The organism is Faecalibacterium sp. 3 (assembly GCF_048323735.1).
Taxonomy (GTDB): Bacteria; Bacillota; Clostridia; order Oscillospirales; family Ruminococcaceae; genus Faecalibacterium; species Faecalibacterium wellingii.
Genome location: NZ_JBLWFN010000001.1, coordinates 1,206,001 through 1,222,697 on the forward strand (window position 1 = coordinate 1,206,001; position 16,697 = coordinate 1,222,697).

The following is a 16,697-nucleotide window of genomic DNA, read 5'->3' on the forward strand; positions in this document are numbered from 1 at the left end:
GTGTGGGCACCGGAACCTTTTATGCAGGTTATTCTTCGGGGATGGCTGCATCATTTTCCACGCGCAGCATCCGGTATCCGACGCCAACATGGGTCTGGATCAGATGCGGCGCATCCGGGCATCGTTCCAGTTTTTTGCGCAGGGATGCCATATAAACACGCAAGGAGGCAATGTCATTTTCCTGCGTACTGCCCCATACTTTCTGCGTGAGGGAGGTATGCGTCAGCACCTTGCCCACATTATGCGCCAGCACACACAGCAGTTTGTACTCGATGGGGGTCAGATGCAATTCATTCTCGCTCAACCAGACGCAGCCGGCCGAGAAATCGATCTTCAAAGGGCCATTGACAAAAACCGGACTATTGATGCCGTCAGAAGCCAGCAGATTCAATCGGCGCTGCGTTACACGCAGTCTTGCCAGCAGCTCGTCCACGGAAAACGGCTTTGTCAGATAATCGTCTGCGCCGTTGTCCAGTGCTTCGATCTTATCAGAATCCTCGCTCCGGGCACTCAGGACGATGATGGGCAGGTTCGACCATGTGCGGACGCTGCGGATGACCTCAATGCCGTCTATATCGGGCAGCCCAAGATCCAGCAGCATGATGTCCGGATTGTGGCTGGTGGCCATCATGATCGCCGTTTCCCCATTGGAAGCAGTCAGATATTTATAGCCGTGGGTCTTCAGGGTCGTTGTGATCAGACACCGTACCGGAACATCATCCTCTACGACCAGAATGGACGGCTTATTCATGAATGTTCACCTCACTTTGCGGCAATGCAAAGGAAAAGACACTGCCATTGGGAATGTTGTCACGCAGGGTCAATGTTCCGCCGTGAGCCGTCAGGATCGCACGGCAGAGGGGCAAGCCCAGTCCAAGGCTGCGGTGGCTGTCTGCGATGCGGCTCTGCCCGGTATAAAACATCTCGAACACCTGTGCTTTTGCGCGATCCGGAATGCCGGGACCGTTATCTGCCACCTCCACTACGACCTGATGGTCTTTCCGGTAAGCCGAGATCTGAATGACCGAGCCCGCAGGGGTGTATTTGATGGCGTTATCCACCAGATTGACAACGACCTGCATGATCAGCCGTGCATCCACATTGACCAGGAGGATCTCGTCCCCATACTGTGTTGTGATGGTGTGTTCGCAGCTTTTCCGGTTGACATGATGCAGTGCTTCTTCGATCATTTCGTCCATCAGCTGCGGTGAGATCTGCAGATTCATCCGCCCATCTTCAATGCGGGTGATGGAAAGCAGATTTTCCACCAGACCGATCAGCCATTGTGCATCATCAAAAATATCGGTGCAGATCTTGTTCCGGGTGTCTGTATCCAGCGTTTCTCCGTTGGAAAGCAGATTGCTGGCATTGCCGGAAATGGAGGTCAGCGGGGTGCGCAGGTCATGGGAGATCGTGCGCAGCAGGTTTGCCCGCAGCTCTTCATTTTTTGCCTGCACGGTTGCCTGCTCTTTTTCCAGTGCGTTTCTGCGGTTTTCGATGGCCAGCGCGCCTTCGCCCAGAATGGAGAGCAGCACGCTGTTTTCAAAGGCATCCAGCGGTTTTTCGGACAGATCGATCCCGATCACTCCAAACACGCCGCCTCCGGTCCGAAGTGCAAGATAAAGCCCCTTTGCGTCCGGGTAGCTATCCGTGCCTGCACCGGAACGCTTTTTGTTGGCAAACGTCCAGTTTGCCGCATCCCGTTCTTCCGGTGCGGAAAAGATGTTTTGCGCCGTTTCTCCGTCAACCGAAAAAATCTGTTCTGCCCCAAGACCTCCGTTTTGTTCCGGGTAGACGATCAGGCTCCGGTTCAGCAGCTTCATCAGCTGGGAAGCTGTCTGAGAGAGGATCTCTTCCTCGCTTTTTGCTCTCTGTAAAAGCTGATTTGTGTCAAACAGTATTTTTGTCCGGAACGCTGCCTGCGCAGACATTTTTGCATGGTCTTTCAACCGTGTCGTCAACGCACAGGTAATGATTGCAGAGGTCAGCATCAGGGCAAATGTGACCTGATAACCGGGATCATACGCATGGAATGTCAGGCGCGGTTCCGTCAGAAAAAAATTGTACAGCGCAACACTGGCAACAGAGCCCAGCACACCACAGGTGTAGCCGCTGGTAAACCATGCGGTGAACAGCACCCCCAGCATATAGAGCATGATAATGTTATAACGCGCAAAGTCCAGCTGCAGGAAAAAGAAGCCGATGAGCGTGATGCCGCTCAGGATGCCTGCGGTGATCAGCAGATCACGGACAGACGGCAGAAGCGGACGGGTGAACAGCTTCCGTCCCGAACCGTAGCCGTTCTCTGCAGAAGCATCCGGGATGATATAAATATCCAGATTGGGTGCAGTCAGCGTCAATTTTTCGGTCAGTGACGGCCCGCTCCAGAAATGACGGCGATGTACGCTGGAGCGCCCCAGTACGATTTTTGTAATGCCGGAGATGCGGGCAAACTCTGCGATCTGCTGTGGAATATCATCCCCATAGATCGTAGAAATGTCGGCACCTGCCTGTTCTGCCATACGAATGTGCTGCTGCAAGCGCCGACGATCTTCTTTTCCCATCTGATCCGAATCCGGAGTCCGGACATACAGAGCTGTAAAGGTCCCGCCAAACGCCTTTGCCATCGTTGCCGCCGTCCGCACGATCTTTGCATTGGAGGGAGAGGACGACAGACACGCCAGAATATGTTCAGTGGGTGGGTCATTCTGATTCATAAAGATCACCTGCCTTGCCCACAGTATAGCACAATTTGATGGTCACGACCACCAGCCGCGTCTTTTTCCTTCCTGTTGAAGGATCTCCCGTCGCATGTGATCCAGTGCATCTGCTGCCCAAAAACCACTCGACATGACTCCAAGAACCATCAATAACAAAACGACATCCATACGATCCGTCCTATCTTTTCAGAGCCGGAAACACTTCTGGATCGATGCGTATTTTCCCAAAACCAGCATACTTTCGTCCCGGCACAGCTGCGTATCCGGCGTGATGCTCATATCGAGCTTTCCGTCTTTTTTCAGTGCAAGAATGTTGATGTTATACTTTTTTCGGATATTGATCTCACCGATCGTGCGATCCATCCATTCCGGCGGAATGGTCACTTCCATGATGGCATGGTCGTCCTGCAGCTCGATATAATCCAGAATGTGTTCGGAGCTGTATCGGATCGCCGCCCACTTTGCCAGCTGCTTTTCCGGGTAGACCACTTCATCCGCACCGTTGCGCAGCAGAAACTTGGCTTGTACATCCCGCTCTGCACGCGAGACCACAAGCTTTGCGCCCAGCTCCTTGAGCAGTGAAGTGGTTTCCAGCGAGTTTTGAAAATTACCGCCGATGGTTACGATGCACACATCAAAATTGCCGACACCAAGGGAGCGCAGAAAGTATTCGCTGGTGCTGTCACCGATCTGTGCATTCGTCACATAGGAAAGCACGGCGTTCACACGGTCTTCGTTGTTGTCGATCGCCATGACCTGATGACCCAGCTCATTCAGTTCCTGCGCAATATGGCGGCCAAAACGGCCAAGCCCAATCAAAAGAATCGATTTCATAGTTGCCTCCTTTATCCGATTGCGATTTTCTCCTGCGGCAGACGAGAGTGGGCAGGGCTGCTGCCAAATGCCGCATAGATCAACGTCAATCCGCCAACACGTCCCAAAAACATCAGTGCGATCAGCACCCCCTGCGAAAGGATGCCCAATTGCGGCGTGATGCCCAATGTCAGACCCACCGTTGCCACAGCCGAAGCAGTCTCATACAGACAGACCGACATCGGCAGCTGCTCTGCCGCAGCAATGACAAAGGCTCCAAGGAAGAACAGCGTCAAATACATTCCTGCAATGGTGGCAGCATTCTTGACCGCGGAACCATCTATGCGCCGCCCGAAAAATTCGGCATCTTCTCTGCGGCGGAAGGTCGCCCACATATTGGCCAGCAGAACGGCAAATGTTGTGGTTTTCATGCCGCCTGCCGTGGAGCCGGGCGAACCGCCCAACAGCATCAGAACCACCATCAATGCCTGTGAAGTGCTGCCCATCGCAGCAAGATCGGCGGTGTTAAAACCGGCAGTACGAGGGGTAACGGATTGGAACATCGACAATAAAATGCGCTGCCGGGCAGAGCCTGCCGTGAACTCGAAGCAATAAAAGTACAGCGTCGGCAGTACCAGAAGAAATGCCGTTGTGACAAGGATCACCTTGCTCTGCATCCGGTAACGGTGAAAATTAAGGCGATATGTACAAATGTCCTCCCATGTCAGAAAGCCAAGGCCGCCAAAGACGATCAGGGCCGCAATCACTGTGGTAAGCAATGGGTTTCCTGCATACTGTGTCAGCGAAACAAATTTTGCTCCCTCTGTTCCCAGCAGGTCAAACCCGGCATTGCAGAACGCCGAAATGGAATGAAACAGTGCGTACCAGATCCCGCGCAAACCATAATCGGCGCAAAATGTCGGTAGCAGCAGTGCCGCACCGGCCAATTCAAACAGGGCGGTGATCCGCAGAATAAAGCCTGTCAGCCGCACGATGCCGCCCATCTGCGGGGCAGCCGTAGCTTCCTGCATCGTGCTGCGCTGCTTGAGGGAGATCTTTCGCCCGGAAAGCAGCGCAAAGGCAGCGCCCACCGTAATGACGCCCAATCCTCCGATCTGGATCAGAAGAAGGATCACGCTCTGCCCGAATGCCGACCAGTAGCTGCCGGTATCCTGTACCACAAGTCCGGTCACGCAAAGGGCGGAGGTGGAGGTAAACAGTGCCTCATGGAACGGTGTGATGCACCGCTGCTGTGCAGCGATCGGGAGCATCAGAAGCAATGCGCCCACCAGATCAACTGCCGCAAAACCTGCAATAATGACCTGAAAAGAAGAAAAACGGTGCTGCCTGTAACGAGGATATTGAATCATAAAAGCTCCTTTACCTATCCGTGTGCATAAAGATTAGCATGGAACAGATAAAAGAGCCGTAAAGAAAATTGTAGAAGTATAAAGATTCCATTAAAATCGATCAGCCAACACTAAAAAATGCCGGACATCACCAGCGCAAAAAACGGTAATGTCCGCCCATCTGTGGAAAAGCCACAGTGGGCGGGCATTTTGCTTTTTAATCCAGATATCGGTTCATCAGGCTCAATACGATGCCAAGTCCTGCCGGGAGACTTTTCAGGTCTACCCACTCGGCACGGGTGTGGGCACCGGCACCTTTTACGGTGCCAATGGTATTGGCCAGAACATTGCGCGAGAGAGGAATGTTGGCATCGGTGGAATAGGGACCAAGATCCAGTTCGCCCTCATAATACTGCCGGATGCAGGCGGCGTTTTCTGATGTCCACTTTTTCAGCTCGGTCTTGTCTCCATCGCCGCAGCCCGGACGAACGCCCAGCACTTCCAGATTGATCTTTTTGCCCTTGGCGCGGAATTCATTCACCACCCGGTTCAGTTCTCCCTTCATGACCTGCAGGCACGCTTCACTGGCAGAGCGGTACTCGTACAGCAGGGTAACTTCCTGTGCAATGGAATTGACTGTGCTGCCGCCCTCAATGCGGCCCACATTGTAGGTGGTGTATTCCTGCTGCGGCGGGGTGATCCGGTACAGCTCGTGAATGATCTCGGCAGCGATCTGAATCGCGTTGTCTTTGCCGAAGTCCAGATAGGAGTGCCCGCCGGGGCACTGCACCTGCATCCGGTAGCGGTGGGAACCTACGGCGATGCTGGTGCACTGGGACATATAACCGTCGAAGGAATAAAACCTCCTGATACGGTCGCCGTAGTTATTGAAGAGCTCCTTGCAGCCCTTCAGATTGCCAAGGCCTTCTTCGCAGCTGTTGGCCACGATCATCAGACCGGTGTGCAACCGGTCTTTGTGCTGCACCAGAAAGCGGGTGGCCAGCATCAGGTTCACCAGATTGGCAGTGTCATCGCCGATGCCGGGTGCCCGCAGGATGTCGCCGTCACGGCGCATAGGCAGTTCTTCCGTGTCATTGAACACTACGTCCATGTGAGCCATCATCACGGTGATCTCATCGTACCGGTCACAGTTGAACTTGCAGATCACGTTTTTGGCTTCATCGATCCACACCTCGTTGCAGCCCTCGTGCTCGAACCACTTTTTGCAGAACGCAGCACGCTTTTCCTCGTGGTGGCTGGGGGCCGGGATGCGGCCCAGCGTCATGAGCAGTTCTGCCTGTTCATCCTTGCAGGACGCTATAAACCGATCCAGCTCTTCTTTTTCGATCATACAGTTTCCTCCGTTTCGCATAGCAGCCGTACCACCGCAAAAAAGGAGCAGAGCTGTGGTTGGTCAGCTCTGCTCCTTTGCAGAATGGGGATCTCCGGTTATGCAGGTTATTCTTCGGGGATCGTCACATCATTTTCCAGATCCGCGCCGTTGGAAGCAATGAGCTTTTTATAGTAGTAGAAGGACTTCTTGCGCAGGCGCTTGCCGGTGCCTTTGCCGTAGTCATCCTGATCCACATAGATCATGCCGTAGCGCTTGGTCATCTCGGAAGTGCCGGAAGAGATCAGGTCGATGGGGCCCCACCATGCGTAGCCGAACACGTCCACGCCATCTGCGATTGCCTCCCGCAGCTGCTCCACATGGGCGCGCATGTAGTCGATGCGGTAGTCGTCCTGGATCTGGCCCTTTTCATCAAAGTGATCTACGGCTCCCAGACCGTTCTCGGAGATGAAGATGGGCTTGTGGTAGCGGTCATAAATGCGGTTCAGGGTGATACGGAAGCCGATGGGGTCGATGGTCCAGCCCCAATCGGACTTGGGCAGGTAGGGATTCTTGATATCGGACAACAGACGGCCGATGGGCTGCGGCACCGGGCTGCCCTTATAGCGCATGATGTAGGTCATGTAGTAGCTGATGGTAATGAAGTCCACCGCACCCTCTTTGAGGATCTTCGTATCATCCTTGCCCATCTCGATGTGGATGTTGTTCTCATCAAAGAAGCGCTGCATATAGTAGGGATACTCACCGGTGGCCTGCACATCGGTGAAGAACCAGTTGAAGTGATCCTCGAACATGACCTGCAGCTGATCCTCGGGCTTCGGGGACTCGGCGTAGTTCTCCAGACGGCAGAGCATGTTGCCCATCTTGGCATCCGGGTCGATCTCGTGCAGTTTTTTGGTGGCCAGTGCGCTTGCCACGAACTGGTTGTGCACAGCCTGGAACTTCTCCTGCCAGTGGCCCAGATAGGGGTTGCAGCTGCTGGGTTCCGGTGCGCCGTCAAAGATGACGCCGCTGCTGGTAAAGGGGTTGGACAACACATTGTTGATCTCGTTGAAGGTGAGCCAATACTTAACTTTGCCCTTGTAGCGGCGGATGACCGTCTCGGCATACTTTTCAAAGGCCTCTACGGTGTGGCGGCTGAGGAAGCCGCCGTACTCCTCGGCCAGATGCAGCGGAGTATCAAAATGGGACAGGGTGACCAGCGGCTCAATGCCGTACTTGTGCAGCTCGTCGAACACTGCATCGTAGAACTTCAGGCCCTCTTCGTTGGGGATGGCATCATCACCGTTGGGGAAGATGCGGCTCCAGCTGATGCTCATGCGGAACACCTTGAAGCCCATCTCGGCGAACAGCTTGATATCATCCTTATAGGTATGATAGAAATCGATGCCGCGGCGCTTGGGCAGCTCCCAATTTTCCGGGTGAGCCTTCATGTCCTCCACCATTTCCTTGGAGGCTGCATTGTGGGGCACATGCACATCAAAGGTGCCCTCGGTATCACGGATCTGTTTGGTGATCAGGCGGGCGAAGTCTGAAGTAGCCGGGCCTCGACCGCCCTCGTTCCATGCGCCTTCGATCTGGTTGGCGGCGGTGGAACCGCCCCAGAGGAATCCTTCCGGGAATGTCTTTGCCATGGTTTAGTCTCCTTTCTTATTCAGCAGCATCTTGACGATGGGCAGCAGTTTCTGGGTCATGCGCAGCTCGGTGGTGATGGTCATGACCGTATCCTGCGCATGGACGAACAGCAGGGAGTACTCCATGCTCTCACCGCTGACCTGACTCTGAATGACCTCGGTCTGGGCGTTGTGCGCCTTGACGATCAGAGCTTCTGCCTCTTCCAGCAGCTTGTCCACCTCGTCCAGCTTGCCCTCGGCCATAGCGGCCAGTGCTTCGTCGATCTTGTCGCGGCCATCGCCTGCGTTCATGATGACTTCCATCGCCACCATATTGATATCGCGCTTTGCGTTTTCTTCCATAGGATGTTACCTCTCCCTCATTTTCCTCTTATCTTACTCGAAACAATTATGCCTTTGCCGCAGCCTTGGCAGCCTTCTTGGCGGCCTTGGCAGCCTCACGCTCGGCTTCCTTCTTGCATTCTGCTTTGTCCGCTGCCTTAAAGAACGGATACCAGATCAGCGCAGCCAGCACGAAGTTGATGCAGATCAGCAGAACGTTGCGCCAGTCGCCGCCGGACATGAAGAAGGCAGACACGGCGTTGGGGGCAAAGTTCATATCGAAGTTGACGTAGTTGATGGTGCCCCAGCCCATGGCGAACCACAGGTAGGAGAAGCCGGGCAGGATGATGGCGATGAGCACGGTGGGGATCAGCATAAAGGGGTTGCCGACGACTGCACCGTACTGCAAAGGCTCGTTGATGTTGAAGATGGAGGGCACCAGCGTAGCCTTGCCCAGCAGACGGAACTTCTTGGATTTTGCACGCAGCATGAACAGTGCCAGCGGAAGGGTAGCGCCCTGACCGCCGATGTGGTGATAACGGCTGAAACCGTAAGCGTAGATATTCTTGGGCGCAAGGCCGGCAGCTACCAGTTCTGCATTCTCAGCAATAGCAGCCTGCGTAATGCTGCGGGTAACAGGGGTAAACACCCAGCCGGAGACACCGAAGAAGTAGAACACATTCTGCAGGAACACGATCATAATGACGCCAGGTGCGCTCTGTGCAAAGCTGGTAACCGGCTTCATGAGGATCTGCACCATGGCAAACACATCGATCTTTGCAATGTAGGTGAACAGATAGGCAATGATCAGGCTGATGAGGATGGCCGCGATGTTGTCGAACCAGTTCTTAACAAAGTCGGGGATCACACTGTCCTCACCAAAGAAGGAATACTTGGCCAGCAGCTTGTAGATGACAGCCACCATCAGACCGACCACCATAGCAGTGAACATACCGCCTGCGCCGAACTTGTTCATGGAAACCAGCGAGCCGCCGTCCACCGTTTGAAAGTTCATGCACATCATGTAGGCACCGATGCCGGTAAAGCCTGCGATCATGGAGCGGTCTTTCTTGTCGATCTTCTGCAGGCAGTTGTAGGGGATCACAAATACCACGAACAGACCGATCAGACCAAACGAGAAGGTGCTCAGCGGGCTGATGTCCGGCAGCACCGGAACAAAGCGGCGGAGGATGGCCCACAGGGACGGGATGGCACTGACCATCGAGAACGGAACAATGAACAGGACCGCATCTGCCACGATGCCGAACCAGAAGTTCGACGTGATCTTGTTAATGACCGGAACGAGATGTTTCTCGATCCACGCCTGAATCTTCTCCATCATAGTTTTTTCCTCCCATTTCAACCTTCTTCATAAAACTCGAGGGCTGACTCCAGAATGGCTTCGCCATCCAATGCAGCATAGTCGTCCGGATCAATGGAAGTCACCTTCACATTGTGGTCCTTCAGCATCTCCTTATACTTGGGAACCTCGGCTGAAAAGTGGGGGCCAAGCAGCAGCACGTCGATCTTGTCGGCGTACTCCGGCACCTGAGATTTGCTCACAGCGTGGATGGAAACATCCAAACCCTGAGCCTTTGCGGCCTTGCGCATATTGGCGGCCATAAAGCCGGTGGAAGCACCAATGCCGCAGGCAAGTAAGATACGGGTCATAACAATTGCTCCTTTCCATATCCAATGAAACAATTCTTTTCTCCGGAATCGCTTCCGGGTTTCGTTGTGCCCAGTATATCAGGCCCGTTTGTGAAATCAAAACAAAGTTTTTCCCCGATTCCGGCAAATTCCTCATCTTTCCAACAAGGCGGAAAAAAGTATGGTTTTGTTTTCTTCTTCCATTTGCTATACTATATAATATGAATTTTTATTCTGTCTTTCACCTGTATTTTTATAGAAGGAGTGTCTCTGCATGAAAACCGATAAGCGCACGCAGCTGCTGAAGATCTTATCCGACGCATCGCAGAGCATTTCCTCTGCAGCACTTGCCAATATGCTTGGTACCAGTGAACGGACGGTGCGCAACTACATCAAAGCCATCAACGAGGAGGGCAAGGCCGTTATTACTTCCTCCCGGGAGGGCTACCGTCTGGAAAGCCATACTGCCAGTCTGGACACCTTGCCCAACGAAGCAGAATCCCGCGTCTGGAAGGTGCTCTCTGATCTATTGACCAGTAAGGAGGGTGTCAACGCTTTTGACGAAGCGGAAGCCCTGTATGTCAGTTCCAGCACCATTCTGAATACCGTCATCCCACAGGTAAAAGAGATCGCCAAAGAATACGACCTGCGCATCGAATCTCAGAAATACCAGTTCTATCTGCGTGGCAGCGAGCAGAACCGTCGCAAAATGATCGGCAGCCTTGCCGTGCGCAACACCTACGGCTTTTTCAATTCTAAAGATGCGTTGGAACAGCTGTTTCCCTCTCAGGATATCGATGGCATTATGCAGGAGCTGTTCACGACCTGTCAGGAGTCCAAACTATTTCTGAACGATTTTGCGCTGAATAATCTGCTGATCCATATTCTGGTCATCCTCATCCGGCTGAACATCGGCAACGAGCTGGACGACAAAGAACCGCCCATCTCGGTAGACGAGCTGCTGGCATCCTCTCAGGATCGGGAAGACATCGTGAATCTGGCCGACATGATCTCGGCAAATTTCGAGCAAAAATACAGCATCCGCATCCCGGAGCGGGATTATAAACAGATTTTGATGTTGATTGCCCTTTCGGTGGAGCACGAAACCGTGGATATCCAGTGCGTCATCAGCCCGGAGTTCATCCACAATGTGGCTTCCATCCTTTCCATGATGTCCCAGCGGTACTGCACCCCGGAATTTGACAACGACTATATCCTGCAGTTCTCCCTGCACATGTATTATGCGCAGCAGCGATGTGCCTTCCATATCAGCTACCCCAATCCCATTGCGCTGCAGTTCAAGAAAGACTATGCCCCTGTCTACGATATGGCGGTCTACTTTGCACACCGCTTTGCGCAGATCTACCATATCGAAGTGAGCGAGGACGAGATCGCATTCATTGCGTTTCACATTGGTTCCTATCTGGAGAACAACAAGCAGAGCCGGGAACACGCCACCTGTGTAGTGATTGTGGAGTCCTACCATATGCTGGCACGGCAGCTGATCCACGAGATCAATGTTGCTTTTGCCAACCAGATCATCGTAAAGGAAGTTCTGCCCCTGAACCGGTACCTCAACCGTCAGCCGGAATGCGACCTTGTGCTGACAACCCTGCCGCTGGGCATACAGCATCCGCATGTGGTGCAGATCAGCCCGATCCTGACCAAAGCCAACTGTGAAAGTATCCGCGCCCAGCTAAGCTCCATCAGCACCGAGCGGGAACTTGCCCGTGCCCACCAGTTTTTGCAGAGCCTGCTGCACAAAGAACTGTATTTCCGCAACGTGAGTCTGTCTGATGCCGCAGCCTACATTCGTTTCATGGGAGAACAGTGTGTCAAACATGGCTATGCGAAAGAGGAATTTGTACAGGACGTTCTGCAGCGCGAATCGTTTTCCAGTACCGCCTTCACCGATGTACTGGCTGTGCCTCACGCCATCAATCAGTACGCCGACCGTTCCTTCATCTGTGTTATCCATAATGATATGCCAATTCAGTGGAAAAAGAAAACGGTGCATTTCGTTCTGATGATCGGCATTACCGAAGCTGAGATGAAGTTCTTTAAACCCGCCTTCGACAGGATCGTGGAATTGTTCAACTCCACATCCCGCACCCTTGAATTGCTTAAAACCAATACCTTTGAAGAATTCTGTGCACAAATGCGGTAACCTATAAAAAGCCGGGTGTCATCTACTTTAAGATGGCATCCGGCTTTTCTCTTTTGATGGGTTTCCAAAGGGGCCAAAGCAGGCGAACCCACCATCTCTATGACGGCTCTTTTGGAGTTGCTGAAGGATGCCGACCCGGAAATGAAGGCAAAGCTCCGCCTGGCACTGCTTACCTGATGCAAAAAAGGGCACTGATTGCAATGCAATACAGCGCCCTACATCATCGGACATGGAAAACACCGACCGTGCAAAAACCGTGCACCCATGGCTTACAAAACAAAAAAGCCATGAAATCTTTCGATTTACAGCTTCCACGGTAGACATTCCTACGCGTTGGAACCCGCGGGCTAAGCAACAGCAACGGGTTGCGTTAGCTGATTTTTCCGCAGCCCCTTGGCAGGGCTTTGAAAAATCAGAACGCGGCCCCAACAACTCCTCCCTGTTTCAGCCGCAGGCTGCGGTCGTCGTTGTTGCACTGGGCTGATTGCTTGCGGCGCTATGCGCCGCCGCCCTGTTCGAGCCCCTTCCATCGCGCAAACAAAAAAGAAAAACCAGCACACAATGTGTACTGGTTTTTCTTGGTGCGATGGAAGGGACTCGAACCCCCGGCCTACTGATTCGTAGCGCACACCGAGTGATTCCCTCAATTTTTGGAAGTTACGTTTTAACGTCATTTATCAGCGATACATCGCAGGTTTTGAACTTCGAGTTTCTGCACCCTTTGTCCGATTTTGCAACGATTTGCACCCTTTGCACGTTTTGAAACCGTGCAAAAACCGTGCAGAAACCGTGCACTTACTCCCGGACAAACTAAAAACCACTTCATCCGACAACGACTTGACGGCATTGGTTCGATTGACCGCACACCATAAACCAAGTCTTGGAGGATACTATTATGACAAAATTGCTTTCCTGCCGCTTCAATATGAACACCAACCGGGTAGAAGCCCGGTTCGCGGATGGCACCATCATTGCCATTGACTGCATCGCTGTGGAGGACGAGTACGGCAACACCCCGGCACAGCGGGCAGAACTGGATTGGCTGCTGTGGAACAAGCCATTGGAGTATACACAGATGGTGCTGAGAGGGGAGATGGAGCACTACCTGTCGCTGGGATGTGACCACGGCAGACTGGAGGATTGAGCCTTAGAAAACGCGCGGCAAAACCGCTAATCGCGCGACGCGCGTTTTTATCGCTGACTTTTATTCAGGCAACATTGCACGCGTGCATTCCAGCGTGCGATTCCACTTTTCCGAAATTCAATCGTATTACAGTTTATTTTTGCAAGTTTTCACTTTCACGTCGCACTTTCACGCACACAAAGAATGCACACCCGTGCGATTTTTGTTTGCGGTTTGTTCGCGCGATTGCGCGTTTTCAGCGTAAATTCAGCGTAAACCGTGCCAAGTCAGCGTATTTTCAGCGTAAAAGTCAGTGCAACCGCCTATTCTTCTCATAGAAAATACCCGCCCACTGTGGTTTTTCCACAGATAGGCGGGTGTTTTACATTTTCCGCTCAAAAATACGTTTTGCGAATCAAGGATTCTCATCATCCTCAATCACACCTATCAATGACTTAAAGTCGATTGTCTCCACATGAGGTGCACCACCATAAGCACCCGTCAAATACTTATTTCGTATACTTGTTTGCTGGAAAATCCGCTCACCGCTTTCGGATACCGATACAACTTCTCTATCAGCATCTTCGTTCTCTCTGACAATATAAACCGCATCCTTGATTTCCGGTATATCAAGCAAGAGCGTGTTGTGCGTCGTCATGATAAGCTGTCCTCGAATATACGGCATCGCTTCGCTAATTATTTTGGAATAGAGCAAATCATGTATTCCAGAATCCGCCTCATCTAAAACGACCGTTTCTCCTGACAGTGCTCGAAAAAGGAACGGTAGGATCTCGATAATCTGATGATTTCCATACGATTCAAAATCGAACGGCATATCTCGTATCTGACCGGAAATTTTCTTTTTAATTCTTAACGTATAATCAATGGTATCTTCACCACTTGATATCCTTTTATAATATAATTCCTGATTGTCCGCATTAAGCGCCCTAAACAATTCCGTCAGCACTTTTTCTGTTCTAACGATTTTCTCTACATCACCCTTTTTTACGGTTCCTTCTTCAATATTCAACAGAATTTTTCCTTTAGCCTGTCCACTTATAAGCGCATGAGGATCACTACTGTTTTTTATAAAACAGGACACCTTAAAGAAGGAATGAAGCAGTGTCAAGAAATTCTCTAATAGGCCTTCATTGAAATACTGCTCTGACTTATCATTCATCTCATGAAGAACAATCGCCAAGACCGTATGTTTTCCCCAAAAACGTCTTAGCTGACTTGTCACATCATCTTTAATCGCATCATTTTTAAATAATGCTTTATTTATTATTTTTTTATCCAATGTCAAATCAAAATATGTTCCCTTTCGTTTTTCAAGAACATATTCCAACTTTTCATGAATTATCCCATCTTCGCCGAATTCAACTATATAAGAGCCTTTTTTTGCGTTTATGACAAAATCATATTGTAGATACACCGGCTCGTTACTGCCAATCATTCGACATTCATTAAATAAACTCTCACTTGATCGCAGTGCTTGTGCCAAATCTTGTCTTGAAATTTTGCGCAAGGGAGCACCTGTTCCCTGTGGATGTTCTTGGTCGTATAGAATCTGCTCTATCATATCGCGCACATCCATCGTACGCATTAAATCGATAAAGATTCCAAGTCCCGACATCAAGTTTGTTTTGCCTGACCCATTTTCGCCATACACAACCGCTAAGGATTTGTATGAATTGGTTCCCTTACTCAAATCAAAGGTTACATCTTTGAAGGAATAAAAGTTCTTCAATCTGATTTTCGTGAACATATCCACACCTCCTAGCAGCCCCTATTATATCACTAAGCCCCTGTTTTTTCAATATTAACTTCCGCTTTTGATAGAAAATGTATCATTTTTACGCATTACTTGACGATCCATGCTATTCATGCTATACTTTTTCCAGCACAGGGATTTAGGCTTTGCTCTCTGACTTTCATAACCAGTAGCAAACAACCCGCTTGCATTGCAGTGCAAGCGGGTATGAATCCGAAATCCTCTTGTTCGACCGCCCTTTAACTCAGTCAGAAAGGAGAACATGGACTATTATAGTATACCAGATTTCCTCCTTCTGATGCAAGACCTTTCCTTAAAAGGAGGAAAATTTTCATGGATAATTTTTCTTATGTGTTCGGTCTTCCCGACCATCATCATGCTTCTTTAGATTTTGCTGATGTTCAAGTTGGGACAGACAACCGCCTGTTTGTCGACCCCGCAAGAATCCATCTTGCAGCACTTGCTGGATATTCTTGGGCCATGGAAGCCGATGCTTTGATTCAGTCTTTCTTTAATACTCTTTATGATGCAGCAGCTCAAAGAGATTTTGAAGCAGTCCGCAACTTAACAATCGATACCTGTGGCGAACTCAACGAGACCCAACTCGGTTTGTCCCGTGGTGCTCCTCGTGGAAATGGCGCTTCCTTTCCACTTATCTTCTCAGCTGTTTATCAAATGGTCGAGGATGGACTTTTTGAAAAGGATGCCGTTAACAGCATCGCCGATATTCCTGTTCTTGCTGATAGAATTGATGCAGATAGACTTTCAGACTGGACAACTAATATCATCTGGCCAGTTCTTCGCACCTTTACTTTCATGCAGTATGAAAAATATGGATTAACTATACATCCAACTTCGTGCGTTCCTCGCTTCTTCTGGGATGCCGACTTTGCTACCTGGAGAGAAACTTCCTCGCATGATTTAAGCTGCAATGGAAAGCGTATTTGGCTTTGTCCTAAACCATTTCTTCACAAACGCCTTCTCATGTCGACAGAAAAATTTCTTAAAGAGCAGGTTATCGAATATCGTCAGACGGTTCATCTTGACAACCGTAGTGATTTGTGCCGTCAAAAGGAACTCAAAGATGGCAGTACCATTTTGATGGCACCTTATAAAAAGGATGTTTACGATGCTGAGATTCGCGGCAATAGCCATACACAGTATGCTCGTAACTATGCCAAGGAATGTCCTTCTCTCTTACACGATTATCATCACGGCTTTGAATATCAGCCGGGAAAGGCAAGCTATTTCATCTCGGACGAAGAACTAGACGAAATCCTTTATCCGAAGAACTGATATCGCTATGTATTTCCACCGCATAGGGGTCACCACCCATGCGGTGGATTTTTATATATCCAAACTTTCTTCTACTCTTTGTTCTACCAATTCCCGAATCGCGTCAACACACCCATCCGTATCTTTCAACACTTCTTTCTCCCAGAAGTGGATAACATACCAGTCCTGCGCTCGCAGATTCTTATCGTCCCGAATATCTCGTGCGATATTTTCCTCGATTTTGGCTATCCAGTACTCCCTATTGCGCTTTAGCTTTGATTTGCGTTCTTCCCAATTCTTCCCGTGCCAAAACTCACCGTCCACAAAGATGGCGATATTATACTTCAGGATAGCGATATCAGGAGAGCCGGGGAGCCGCTTATCGTTCAGCCTATACCGAAACCCCAGATGCCACAGACGCTTCGCCAAAAGCACTTCCGCCTTTCCTTGCTTCAGGTGGACACGAGACATCCGCTTGGATGTTTCCGGGGTCGTATCATATGATTTTGGATGTTTCATT

14 protein-coding genes are annotated in these 16,697 nt (G+C 50.8%); 3 read left to right on the forward strand and 11 right to left on the reverse strand.

Annotated features, from left to right (window positions below):
- Window positions 1-28 precede the first annotated feature (28 nt).
- The 9 genes from ACNSPV_RS05650 to ACNSPV_RS05690 form a co-directional block, all read right to left on the reverse strand.
- The gene (locus ACNSPV_RS05650; RefSeq protein ID WP_249237702.1) at window positions 29-751 is read right to left on the reverse strand and encodes a response regulator; all 723 of its coding nucleotides are present in this window, start codon (window positions 749-751) and stop codon (window positions 29-31) included.
- Complete coding sequence (locus ACNSPV_RS05655) at window positions 744-2,627, reverse strand: DUF4118 domain-containing protein (RefSeq protein ID WP_418268297.1); 1,884 nt, start codon at window positions 2,625-2,627, stop codon at window positions 744-746. The genes ACNSPV_RS05650 and ACNSPV_RS05655 overlap by 8 nt, the downstream gene beginning before the upstream one ends.
- Window positions 2,628-2,906: 279 nt before the next feature.
- The gene (locus tag ACNSPV_RS05660; protein WP_298638328.1) at window positions 2,907-3,554 is read right to left on the reverse strand and encodes a potassium channel family protein; all 648 of its coding nucleotides are present in this window, start codon (window positions 3,552-3,554) and stop codon (window positions 2,907-2,909) included.
- A gap of 11 nt (window positions 3,555-3,565) precedes the next feature.
- The gene (locus ACNSPV_RS05665) at window positions 3,566-4,903 is read right to left on the reverse strand and encodes a TrkH family potassium uptake protein (protein WP_348584246.1); all 1,338 of its coding nucleotides are present in this window, start codon (window positions 4,901-4,903) and stop codon (window positions 3,566-3,568) included.
- A gap of 196 nt (window positions 4,904-5,099) precedes the next feature.
- On the reverse strand, window positions 5,100-6,233 hold the full coding sequence (locus ACNSPV_RS05670; RefSeq protein WP_348584245.1) for a M20/M25/M40 family metallo-hydrolase: 1,134 nt from the start codon (window positions 6,231-6,233) through the stop codon (window positions 5,100-5,102).
- A 107-nt stretch (window positions 6,234-6,340) separates the two neighbouring features.
- Window positions 6,341-7,867, reverse strand: a complete 1,527-nt coding sequence (locus ACNSPV_RS05675; RefSeq protein ID WP_097781092.1) for a glycoside hydrolase family 1 protein — start codon at window positions 7,865-7,867, stop codon at window positions 6,341-6,343.
- A gap of 3 nt (window positions 7,868-7,870) precedes the next feature.
- The gene (locus tag ACNSPV_RS05680; protein ID WP_348584242.1) at window positions 7,871-8,209 is read right to left on the reverse strand and encodes a PTS lactose/cellobiose transporter subunit IIA; all 339 of its coding nucleotides are present in this window, start codon (window positions 8,207-8,209) and stop codon (window positions 7,871-7,873) included.
- A 46-nt stretch (window positions 8,210-8,255) separates the two neighbouring features.
- A complete protein-coding gene (locus ACNSPV_RS05685; protein WP_348584241.1) occupies window positions 8,256-9,530 on the reverse strand; it encodes a PTS sugar transporter subunit IIC in 1,275 nt (424 codons plus the stop codon).
- A gap of 17 nt (window positions 9,531-9,547) precedes the next feature.
- Window positions 9,548-9,859 carry a PTS sugar transporter subunit IIB gene (locus tag ACNSPV_RS05690; RefSeq protein WP_118529269.1) on the reverse strand — a complete coding sequence of 104 codons (312 nt, stop codon included), beginning with the start codon at window positions 9,857-9,859 and terminating at the stop codon, window positions 9,548-9,550.
- 253 nt (window positions 9,860-10,112) lie between these two features.
- Between ACNSPV_RS05690 and ACNSPV_RS05695 the strand changes: the two genes are divergently transcribed.
- Together ACNSPV_RS05695 and ACNSPV_RS05700 are read left to right on the forward strand one after the other, a co-directional pair.
- On the forward strand, window positions 10,113-12,005 hold the full coding sequence (locus ACNSPV_RS05695; RefSeq protein ID WP_348584240.1) for a BglG family transcription antiterminator: 1,893 nt from the start codon (window positions 10,113-10,115) through the stop codon (window positions 12,003-12,005).
- Between the two features lie 895 nt (window positions 12,006-12,900).
- The gene (locus tag ACNSPV_RS05700) at window positions 12,901-13,149 is read left to right on the forward strand and encodes a DUF6061 family protein (protein ID WP_348584238.1); all 249 of its coding nucleotides are present in this window, start codon (window positions 12,901-12,903) and stop codon (window positions 13,147-13,149) included.
- Window positions 13,150-13,543: 394 nt separating this feature from the next.
- Here ACNSPV_RS05700 and ACNSPV_RS05705 read toward each other — a convergent pair whose 3' ends face one another.
- Complete coding sequence (locus ACNSPV_RS05705; RefSeq protein ID WP_348584237.1) at window positions 13,544-14,896, reverse strand: AAA family ATPase; 1,353 nt, start codon at window positions 14,894-14,896, stop codon at window positions 13,544-13,546.
- A 339-nt stretch (window positions 14,897-15,235) separates the two neighbouring features.
- Between ACNSPV_RS05705 and ACNSPV_RS05710 the strand changes: the two genes are divergently transcribed.
- Entirely contained in the window at window positions 15,236-16,198 is a 963-nt protein-coding gene (locus tag ACNSPV_RS05710; protein WP_348584236.1) for a hypothetical protein, read from the forward strand.
- Window positions 16,199-16,249: 51 nt separating this feature from the next.
- Here the strand turns inward: ACNSPV_RS05710 and ACNSPV_RS05715 are convergent, their stop codons facing one another.
- Window positions 16,250-16,696, reverse strand: a complete 447-nt coding sequence (locus ACNSPV_RS05715) for a very short patch repair endonuclease (protein ID WP_348584235.1) — start codon at window positions 16,694-16,696, stop codon at window positions 16,250-16,252.
- Between the last annotated feature and the right edge of the window lies 1 nt (window position 16,697).